Source organism: Micromonospora sp. 15K316 (genome assembly GCF_004348525.1).
GTDB lineage: Bacteria > Actinomycetota > Actinomycetes > Mycobacteriales > Micromonosporaceae > Micromonospora.
In genome coordinates this window covers 1-3859 of record NZ_SMKG01000350.1, presented here as the reverse complement: position 1 = coordinate 3859, position 3859 = coordinate 1, and the positions used below count along the sequence as shown (strand labels likewise).

The window sequence follows — 3859 nt, the reverse complement described above, 5'->3', positions numbered from 1 at the left end:
GCCGGTGACGAGGGGGACCTCCCCCGCCCCGGAGGTGTCGGCGGTTCCGCCGGCGACCGGCTCAGCGCCTGGCTGCCGCCGAGGCCCGGGCTGATCGCCGTCGACCGGCTCGTCGACGACCGGGCCGGCCTCCAGCACGCGGCGCAGGTCGGCCAGGAGCCCGAGCCGCTCGGCCGAGTTGTGGTCGGACTCGGCGGTGTAGACGGCGATGGTGTCGTTGCGGTGCTTCGCGTCGTACATGGCGACGTCGGCGTGCCGCATCAGGGTGGCGAAGTCCTCGCCGTGCTCGGGGAAGAGCGCGATGCCGATCGATCCACCGACGTCCAGGGGCAGCCCGTCCAGCGGCACCGGCTCGGCGAGCGTCCGGACCACCCGGTCGGCGAGTTCACGGGCCTCGGCGACGCTCGTGAGCCCGGTCATCACGATGGCGAACTCGTCGCCGCCCAGCCGGGCCACCATGTCCCGTCCACCGATTAGCACGGTCAGCCGCTGGCTGACCTCGACCAGCAGCCGGTCCCCCACCGCGTGGCCGAGCGCGTCGTTGACGTTCTTGAACCGGTCGAGGTCGATCAGCAGCAGCGCGAGGTGAGCGTCGGGCTCACCTCGGCCCGACCGCTCGGCGTGCAGGTGCACCTGCTCGGCGACCTCGGCCAGCAGCGCCTTGCGGTTCGGCAGGCCGGTCAACGGGTCCAGGGAGGCGAGCTGCTGCTGCTCGACGGTGAGCCGGGCCATCCGGTAGACGGCGAAGAGCGGCACCAGCACCAGTGGGATCAGCGCGGCGCTGGTGCGGGCCGCGGCGACCAGCACCGGGGCGAGTAGCAGCAGCGAACCGGTGGAGAGCAGCTCGAAGCCGAGCCCCTGCCGGAAGCTCGGCCACCAGCGGCCACCGAAGCGCAGCCGTACCGCCGTGCTGACCAGCACGTAGTTGACGAGGAACCAGACCAGCGTCGCGCTGCCGACCACCACGACGTCGGAGGTGTGCAGCACCCCACCGGAGAAGACGGCGCCGGGCCCGAGGCGGGTGACCGCGTACGCGGCGGCGAGGGCGCAGGCGTACTGGCCCACGTTGAACGCCGTACGCCAGATGGCGTGCCGTAGCCGCCAACCGGAGACGATCACGGCCACCGCCTGCACCGCCACCGCCGGTCCCAGCCCCCAGCCGAGCAGGATGGCGAAGGTGAAGCAGGTCGACGGGAAGACCGCCGACGACTGACGCCGGCCGGGCGGTACGAACGGGCGGGCGTCGCAGACCACCGCGAGCGCCGCCATCGTCCAGAACGCCACCGGCAGCCGGGGCAGTTGCTCCGGCAGCGTCACCAGTGGACCGGCCGCGACCAGCAACGCCACGGCCAGGACGCTGCCGATGAAGGCGATGAACGGCGCCACGCGTCCGGGCGGGACGACGTTGCGCGGGTCCGCGACCTCCATCACACCTCCCGGGCAGCGGTCGGCGTGGGCCTTCACACGCCGTGCACCAATGAAACGCCCTCGGTGCCGGCTTTCCCGGTATGACAGTCACGAATCGGTCGTAGTCGTAATTAACTTGGTATACGCCCCAGCTCACGCGGGCGCGCGCCGATCCCGGACTCCCGACCCGGGGCGCGGTGGATACGCCGGCGCCGCGGTCGCGACCCTCAGCCCTCGACCCGGGCCACCTCGCGGGCGGCGTCCGGCCCCTGGTCGAGGAGCAGGCGGAAGCCGTCCTCGTCGAGGATGGGCACCTTGAGGCTGGCCGCCTTGTCCGCCTTGGACCCCGGGTTCTCGCCGACCACCACGAAGCCCGTCTTCTTCGAGACCGAGCCGCTGACCTTGCCGCCCCGGACCTGCACCGCCTCCGCGGCCTGGTCGCGCGAGAAACCGGCGAGCGTGCCGGTGACCACGACGGTGAGCCCCTCCAGCGGACGCGGGCCCTCGTCGACCGCCTCCTCGGCCATCCGTACGCCGGCCTCGGCCCACTTGCGGACCACCTCGCGGCGCCAGTCCACCGCGAACCACTCCCGGATGCTGGCGGCGATGGTCGGGCCGACCCCGTCGACGGAGGAGAGTTCCTCCTCGCCGGCCTTGTCGATCGCCTCGACGGAACGGAAGTGCTGCGCCAGCGCCCGCGCGGCCGTCGGACCGACGTGGCGGATGGAGAGCGCGACGAGCACCCGCCAGAGCTCCCGCTCCTTGGCGACGGCCAGGTTGTCGAGCAGCTTCACCGCGTTGCTGCCCAGGCTGCCGTCCTTGTTGACGAAGAACGGCGACCGGGTGAGCTGCTCGGCGTCGAGCTGGAAGAGGTCACCCTCGTCGCGGATGATCTCCGCGTCGAGCAGGGCCGCCGCACCCTTGTAGCCGAGCACCTCGATGTCGAACGCGCCGCGGCCGGCGAGGTGGAACACCCGCTCCCGCAACTGGGCCGGGCAGCTGCGGGTGTTCGGGCAGCGGATGTCGACGTCGCCCTCCTTGGCGGGGGCGAGCGGGGTGCCGCAGGCGGGGCAATGCGTGGGCATCACGAACGGCCGGGCGTCGGCGGGTCGCAGATCGACCACCGGGCCGAGGACCTCGGGGATCACGTCGCCGGCCTTGCGGATCACCACCGTGTCACCGATCAGCACGCCCTTGCGTTCGACCTCGCGTGCGTTGTGCAAGGTGGCGTACGCGACCGTGGAGCCGGCCACCTTGACCGGTTGGAGGACCGCGCGCGGGGTGACCCGGCCGGTGCGCCCGACTTCGACGTCGATGTCGAGCAGCTTGGTGTTGACCTCCTCCGGCGGGTACTTGAAGGCGATCGCCCACCGCGGCGCGCGGCTGGTCGAGCCGAGGCGGCCCTGGATGGCGACCGGGTCGACCTTGACGACGACGCCGTCGATCTCGTGCTCGACATCGTGCCGGTGCTCGGCGTAGTAGGCGATGTACTCGGCGACGCCGGCGAGGTCGGGCACCACCCGCCAGCGGTCGCTGGTCGGCAGGCCCCACGCCTTCAGCGCTGCGTACGACTCCGACTGGGTGGCCGGCTGGAAGCCGCGCCGGGCGCCGATGCCGTGCACCACCAGGCGCAGCGGCCGGGACGCGGTGATCCGCGGATCCTTCTGGCGGAGGCTGCCGGCGGCGGCGTTGCGCGGGTTGGCGAAGGGCGGCTTGCCCTGCTCCACCAGGCCCGCGTTGAGGTCGGCGAAGGCCGCGACCGGAAAGTAGATCTCGCCGCGGACCTCGATGAACTCGGGCACGTCGGGGAACTCGGGCGACGGGGTGAGCTGACCGGGCACGTCCCGGATGCTGCGCACGTTGGCGGTCACGTCCTCGCCGGTGCGGCTGTCGCCCCGGGTCGCCGCCCGGACCAGCCGGCCGCGCTCGTAGGTGAGGTTGATCGCGAGCCCGTCGACCTTCAGCTCGCAGAGGTAGGGCACCGGCCCGCCGGCGTCGCGCTCGACCCGCTCCGCCCAGGCCGCGAGCTCCTCGTCGGCGAACGCGTTGTCGAGCGACATCATCCGCTCGGCGTGCTGGACCGGGGTGAAGTCGGTGGAGAAGGTGCCCCCCACCCGCTGGGTGGGCGAATCCGGTGTGCGCAGCGCCGGGAACTCCGCTTCCAACGCCTCCAGCTCGCGCAACTGCCGGTCGAACTCGGCGTCGGAGATGGTCGGCGAGTCGAGCACGTAGTAGCGGTACTGGTGCTCGGTCAGCTCGCGGCTCAGCGTGGTGTGCCGCTCGCGCGCCTCCGGGGTCGGCTCGCCGCCGGCCGCCGCCTCCTGCGCCGGGCTGACCTGCTGGTCGATCCGCTCCTCGGACACGCCGCCACCTTCGGACACCGCTTGACCTCCCTGTTCACGCTACCCGGGCACGCTATCCGGCGGGTACGACAACCCACCGCCTGTCTCCT

The 3859-nt window shown here is 72.4% G+C and carries 2 protein-coding genes; both read right to left on the bottom strand.

Annotated elements, in window-relative coordinates:
• On the bottom strand, window positions 1–1428 hold a 1428-nt coding region (locus E1211_RS31190; RefSeq protein WP_132353683.1), incomplete at its 3' end, for a GGDEF domain-containing protein.
• A 206-nt stretch (window positions 1429–1634) separates the two neighbouring features.
• Window positions 1635–3770, bottom strand: a complete 2136-nt coding sequence (ligA, locus tag E1211_RS31185; protein WP_132353681.1) for an NAD-dependent DNA ligase LigA — start codon at window positions 3768–3770, stop codon at window positions 1635–1637.
• Window positions 3771–3859: the final 89 nt, after the last annotated feature.